Genomic DNA, 4,986 nt, shown 5'->3' with positions numbered 1-4,986 from the left:
GATGCGCGCCGGCTCGACCGCGCAAAACGCGTGGTCATCGTCGAAAGCGCGATCAACGCGCTGTCGATCGACACCTGCGCGCTGCCCGGCACGGCCGCGCTGGCGCTGCGCGGCCTCGCAAACGTCGAGCGCATCGACTTCGCGTTCCTGCGCGGCAAGCAGGTCACGATCTGCCTGGACAACGACGAGCCGTTCGCCGAAGGCCACCCGCGCGTGGGGCAACGCCCCGGCCCGGAGGCCGCGTGGGCACTCCACGAACGGCTGACCGCGCTCGACATCAGCGCCGTGCTGGTCGACCAGTCGGACTGGCTGGCGGATCTGGCGGACGGCGACGCCGCGCGTGCGCCGATCAACGACGTGAACGATTACCTGCAGCTGCGCGGCCCGGCCGACCTGGCGCGCGCGCTCGACCAGCTCGAACCGTGGCTCGTCGCCGGCCTGCCCGGCGACGCATCGCGCCGCGGCCGGCCGCGCATCTTCCTGCCGGCGCACGATTTCGCGCAGTACTGGCGGTTTCGCGTGCGGCCCGACTTCACGAACTACATCACCAAGATGGACCGCAACGAGGAATCCGGCGTCGAGACGCCCGTGATGACCGACCTGTGCGGCTTCCGCATCGCCGGCATCAGCCGGGTGGCCGTCGCGAGCGCGACGTCGACGATGACGGGCGACGCCGACCAGGCGCCCACCGTCTACTTCGCCGTGTCGGTACAGGCGCCGCGCCACGGTGCGCAGCTGATCCGCCGCGTGATGCTCGACGACCAGCTGCACAACGTCGACCAGTGGAGCAAGTTCGGCCCGATCTGGGCGCCGGCGCCGTTCAAGCGGATGGTGAACATCCTCGAGCGCGGCGCCGACCTGGGCGCGCGCCGCGCCGCGAACTTCGTCGGGCTCGCGTGGCGCGACGGGCGGCTGATCGTCAACGAAGGCCCCGACTGCTACTTCACCGAAGCGGACAAGCAGTGCCCGTATCACAACCTGGCGTTCCCGGGCGGCCCGGTGAGCGACGCGCGCCGCGTGATCGCCGCCTACCAGACGACGTTCCGGCAGAACGCCGCGACGATCCCGCTCGTGTGGGCGCTCGGCGGCCACCTGAAGGCGCTGCTCGGCTTCTGGCCGCATCTGACGATCCAGGCGAACAAGGGCGCGGGCAAGTCGACGCTCATCAAGCGGCTCGAACGCTCGCTCGCTTTCACGATGTTCTCGGGACAGTCGCTGCAGACCGAATTCCGGCTGCTGACCAGCATCAGTCACACGAGCCACCCGGTGGGCTGGGAAGAACTGTCGGCGCGGCGGCAGGACGTGATCGACAAGGCGGTCGGGCTGCTGCAGGAGAACTACCAGTACACGGTGACGCGGCGCGGCACCGACATGACCGAATACCTGCTGTGCGCGCCGGTGATGCTCGCCGGCGAGGACGTGCCGGTGCGCAGCCTGCTCGGCAAGCTCGTGCGCACGACGCTGACCGGCAAGCGCGGGCCGCTGCTGCCCGACGACCTGCCGCGCTTCCCGGTCCGGCAATGGCTCGAGTTCCTGACCGGGCTCGACCGGCGCACCGCGCTCGACCAGTACGCGACGCTGCGCGACAAGGCGCTCGCCGGCTGCCGCGCGAGCGGCGAGGACGACGGCGCGCGGCGCATGGCCGGCAACTACGCGGCCATCGGGCTCGCGTGGCGCTACCTGTGCGAATTCGCCGGCATGGACCCGAGCGAAGGCGATTTCCCGCGCGACCTGATCGCCGAGATGAACGGTCACGTCGCCGAAACCAGTGCCGACCGCGAGCCGTGGGTCTGGATCATGGAAACGGTGCTGTCGGAAATCGACGGCGGCAATTACAAGCATCCGTACACCTTCGACACCGTCGACGGCGAATTCTGCCTGCTGCTGCGCACCGGGCATGTGATGGATCACCTCGCGCACACGAGCGCGCTGCGCGACAAGTGGAACGGCCTGCCGGTGAAGTCCGACCGCGTGTTCAAGGCGCAGCTCAAGCACGCGGGCGTCGTGGTCGGAGAGAAGGAGGTCGAGCGCCGCATCTACATGCGCCGCGTGCCGTACCTGACGCCGGTGTCGCTCGAGCGTCTGGCCGCATTCGGCCTGCACGTGTCGGTGCGCGAGGACCTGGCGACCGACGCGCTGCAAGGCGGCCGCGCATGAGCCGCGCCCTGTACGACCTGTCACTACGCAGCGGCGCCCGTCGGGGGCCGGCAGGCAGCGCACGCGAATCGTGGTTATCGCGGGTGCCGGCTCGCAAGTCCTTGATTCCTGAAGGAACTGCCGCCTTGCCTCGCGCCGGGTTCGCCACGTGTCATGCCGCTTTTGCCATGAGTCCGGTTGGCGCGCCGGCGGCAGTCCCTTCTTCTTTCTCTCTCTTCAACTCATTGAAGAAAAAGAAGAAAGAGAACCGGGAAGCCCTTGCGACCCACCGCCATCGCGCACCACGAGTCGGGGCCGCACTGCCATCGGTCGCCGGCGATGCGATGGTTTCGCGCCACGGGTTCCGCGCAGCCGCCACGCCTGAATGATGGCAACCGATGGCCAACAAAACGCTTGAACATCAATGTGTTATGCACTCTTCACACGCAAACCACCACTCCACGAGTTGCGCTGCGTGCCCGCCCGGCGCGCGGCCTGCCGACAGCGCGAATCCGGCCACCGTCGACCTGGCGGGCGCCGCGGCCCTGCTCGGCGCCCATCCCGAAACGGTGCGCCTGAAGGCCCGGGCCGGCGCGCTGCCCGGCCGCAAGGTCGGCAAGCGCTGGATCTTTTCCGTCGCCGCCCTGCAGCGCTACCTCGCCGGCGAATGGCTCCCGCCCGTCGCCCAGAACGATCAGCAAGAGGAAACCCGCCCATGTCGCTCTACAAACGCAAAACCAGCCCGAACTGGCAATACAAGCTGTACCCCCCTGGCGGCGGAACGCCGATACAGGGAAGCACTGGCACCCGCGACAAAGCCCAGGCCCAGGAATTCCACGACCGGCTGAAGGTCGACCTGTGGAACCAGGCGCGGCTCGGCACGAAGCCGCGTCATTCGTGGAACGACGCGGTCGTGCGCTACGTCGGCGAACGCGCGAGCCTCGCCAGCCTGGAAACGTCGAAGATTCACCTGCGCTGGCTCGACCGGCACCTGTCCGGCGTCGCGCTCGCCGACATCGACCGGAACCGCGTCGATGCGATCGCGCAGGCCAAGCGCCAGGAACCGCGCACGGTGCGCACCCGGCACGGCATCGTCGAGACCGACCGGGCCGTCAGCGACGGCACCGTGCGTCGCGTGATCGGCGTGCTGAAGTCGGTGTTGAATGCGGCGGTGGAATGGGAATGGCTGGAACGCGCGCCGGTCACGAAACGCGCGAAGATCGTCTCGAAACGCATCCGCTGGCTGACCGCGGCAGAAGCGGAGCGGCTGCTCGCCGAACTGCCCGCACATCTCGCCGACATGGCGCGCTTCAGTCTCGAGACCGGCCTGCGCCGCGCCAACGTGACGGGGCTGCGCTGGTCGCAAGTCGACCTTGCGCGGCGCGTCGCGTGGATCCACCCGGACCAGGCGAAGGCGCGCAAGGCGATCACGGTGCCGCTTTCGGATACCGCGATCGCGGTGCTGCACCGCCAGCGCGCGAACTCGCGGGCGCCGGAATGCGCGGACAGCGTGTTCACCTATCGCGGCAAGCCGGTCTACCAGACGGCAACGGCCGCATGGGCGAAGGCGCTGCAGCGTGCCGGCCTGAGCGACTTCCGCTGGCACGACCTGCGTCACACCTGGGCAAGCTGGCACGTGCAGCGCGGCACGCCGTTGCAGGTGCTCAAGGAGCTGGGCGGCTGGGAGACGATGGAAATGGTGCAGCGGTACGCGCACCTTTCGGCCGACCACCTCGCGCAGTGGGTCACGCCGCTGACGGCCGAGCCCGTGCCGGTGCCAGCTGCAATTCAGCTGCAACGAGACAATGCGACGAAGGGAGAAAACCGCTGAGAGCCTGACTAGACTTGGCGCGCCCGGCTGGGATCGAACCAGCAACCCCTGCCTTCGGAGGGCAGTACTCTATCCATTGAGCTACGGGCGCGTGAGACAGTGAAGCGACCCCAATATACAGGTCGCCCACCATTGGCAAGACGGCAAGGATACCCGGTTTCCCATGAAGCGTCCACCTTGCCCGACGAATCCGCGCGGGGCCGCGCCGCGTGCGGGTAAACACGCGCCATCGCACCGCTCGCCGTGATGTAAACGTTCCGTCTATAATCGACCGGGCTTCATTGGACTGCCATTTGCCGTTGCACCGCGCTCACAATTCCTAATCATGGAGACGAGGCAAGCATGAGCGAAGCACCCCACGAATCTCCGGTCAAAACTCCCGGGCAGCTGATTGCCGTCATCATCGCGTCGTTCGCGATTCCGATCATCCTGATCGTCCTGTTCGCCAACTACGCGAACCATGCGTTCCGTTACGGCGCCGGCACGGACGCGCTATCCGACGAACAGGTTGCCGCACGTGTCGCCCCGCTCGCCCAGGTCGAAGTGAAGGACGCCAACGCGCCCCGCACGTACAAGACCGGCGAGGAAGTCTACAAGGCCGTCTGCGTGACCTGCCACGGCACGGGCGCCGCCGGCGCACCGAAGTTCGGCAACAAGGACGACTGGGCGCCGCGCATCTCGCAAGGCTTCGACACGCTGCTGAAGACGGCGCTGGCCGGCAAGGGCGCGATGCCGCCGCGCGGCGGCACGAGCCCCGACGACGTCAGCGACTATGAAATCGCCCGTGCGATCGTCTACATGGCGAACAACGACGGCGCGAACTTCCCCGAACCGGCCGCGCCGTCCGCCAACGCGGCGCAACCCGCCAGCGGCGCCGCAGCCGCGTCGGGCACAGCGGACGCCGCGAGCGCACAGATCGCCAGATCGGAAGAGCGGCGTGGAGGGAAAGAGGGGAGAGATAGGGTTAGAGCTCGGAGGGCGGCGGAATGATAGAAGACTAATATGTGTATCGACACATA

5 protein-coding genes, 1 tRNA gene and 1 pseudogene are annotated in these 4,986 nt (G+C 68.0%); 5 read left to right on the top strand and 2 right to left on the bottom strand.

Translation table 11 applies throughout. The features are described 5' to 3' along the window. Both G3N99_RS34340 and G3N99_RS34335 read left to right on the top strand, forming a co-directional pair. On the top strand, positions 1-2,157 hold a 2,157-nt coding region (locus G3N99_RS34340; protein WP_206124591.1), incomplete at its 5' end, for a toprim domain-containing protein. Further along, positions 2,154-2,525 carry a hypothetical protein gene (locus tag G3N99_RS34335; RefSeq protein ID WP_206124590.1) on the top strand — a complete coding sequence of 124 codons (372 nt, stop codon included), beginning with the start codon at positions 2,154-2,156 and terminating at the stop codon, positions 2,523-2,525. The genes G3N99_RS34340 and G3N99_RS34335, both read left to right, overlap by 4 nt. 51 nt (positions 2,526-2,576) lie before the next feature. Here G3N99_RS34335 and G3N99_RS34330 read toward each other — a convergent pair whose 3' ends face one another. Beyond that, entirely contained in the window at positions 2,577-2,837 is a 261-nt protein-coding gene (locus G3N99_RS34330; RefSeq protein ID WP_206124592.1) for a hypothetical protein, read from the bottom strand. On the opposite strand from G3N99_RS34330, the gene G3N99_RS42160 reads away from it, so the two are divergent. Both G3N99_RS42160 and G3N99_RS34325 read left to right on the top strand, forming a co-directional pair. After that, positions 2,733-2,984 (top strand): DNA-binding protein, encoded by a 252-nt coding sequence (locus G3N99_RS42160; protein ID WP_241012003.1) that lies wholly within the window; start codon positions 2,733-2,735, stop codon positions 2,982-2,984. The genes G3N99_RS34330 and G3N99_RS42160 overlap by 105 nt on opposite strands. After that, positions 2,897-3,967: a site-specific integrase gene (locus tag G3N99_RS34325; protein ID WP_241012002.1), complete on the top strand. Its 1,071-nt coding sequence runs from the start codon at positions 2,897-2,899 to the stop codon at positions 3,965-3,967. The genes G3N99_RS42160 and G3N99_RS34325 overlap by 88 nt, the downstream gene beginning before the upstream one ends. Positions 3,968-3,982: 15 nt before the next feature. Here G3N99_RS34325 and G3N99_RS34320 read toward each other — a convergent pair. Then, positions 3,983-4,058: transfer RNA gene (locus tag G3N99_RS34320), tRNA-Arg, on the bottom strand. A gap of 251 nt (positions 4,059-4,309) precedes the next feature. Here G3N99_RS34320 and G3N99_RS34315 point away from each other — a divergent pair. Continuing rightward, a pseudogene (locus G3N99_RS34315) lies at positions 4,310-4,894 on the top strand (c-type cytochrome); the annotation flags it as partial. Positions 4,895-4,986: the final 92 nt, after the last annotated feature.

This window comes from Burkholderia sp. Ac-20392 (genome assembly GCF_017104585.1).
GTDB lineage: Bacteria > Pseudomonadota > Gammaproteobacteria > Burkholderiales > Burkholderiaceae > Burkholderia > Burkholderia lata.
The sequence above is the reverse complement of the archived record's forward strand: the minus strand, read 5'-3'. Positions and strand labels throughout refer to the sequence as shown.

Bases quoted from the DNA above. Each gene is read 5' to 3' on its own strand.
- G3N99_RS34335 (WP_206124590.1), top strand. From the start codon at position 2,154: ATGAGCCGCGCCCTGTACGACCTGTCACTACGCAGCGGCGCCCGTCGG.